The 756-nt window shown below is 66.5% G+C and carries 1 pseudogene; it reads right to left on the bottom strand.

The features are described 5' to 3' along the window. Positions 1 to 85: 85 nt before the first annotated feature. Positions 86 to 756: pseudogene (locus F6Q13_RS18485) on the bottom strand (cyclase); the annotation flags it as partial.

Genomic DNA, 756 nt, shown 5'->3' with positions numbered 1-756 from the left:
GCACGGTGGGCCCATTTTCTTATCCCACGGCGGCGCACAGCGCCTGGAAAACTATACCGGAGTTACTGCGGCTAAAAGAGCCATATCACCCGGTTGTCATCGTCTCGGCGATCGCCAGGTGGCCGGCGAAGCCGCACGTCGTCGCCGTCACCCGATAAAGATCGGCCCAATGCCGGTAGCCGGCCTGATCGCCGCGGTGTCGGGCCATCAGCGCACGCAGCCGCAGCAGCGCAATGTCGTGGAGCACGAACCCGGGATCGGTGGGCACGGCGGCCAGCCGGTCGATCACGTCCTGCGCGAGCTGCAGGTCGCCGGAAGCGCCGCGCGCCAGCAGCGACTCCACCAAAACCGTTGCGGCGGGTCCACGGTAGATCATTTCTCCCGTCGCAAACTCGTCGTCGAGCACTGCCTGCGCCAGGTCGATGGCCCCGTCGAGATCGCCGGTGTGAGCTTTGTGCTTCGCAATTTCGGTGTCGACGATCGGCAGTGCCACCAAGGTAAACCGCTGCCGCTGGGCGGTTTCCCGGGCGGCGTTCATCAGCATCAACCCGCTCTGGGGGTCCGCGCCGTCCCGGTAAGCCAGGACCAGACCCCGGGTGAGGCGGGCCAGCGCCAGGTTGAACTGGTCGGCGAACTGCTCGGCGTACCCCAACACCTCGGCGGTGTCGCGTTCGGCGACCGTATCGGCCACCAGCGTCCCGTTCGGCAGGGTGCCGTATTTGAACCAGGTCGCGATCACCCTGGTCGTCGCGTCGA

Source organism: Mycobacterium sp. (genome assembly GCF_008709575.1).
GTDB lineage: Bacteria > Actinomycetota > Actinomycetes > Mycobacteriales > Mycobacteriaceae > Mycobacterium.
Note: the sequence above shows the minus strand (reverse complement) of the source record. Positions and strands in the feature narration are given on the sequence as shown.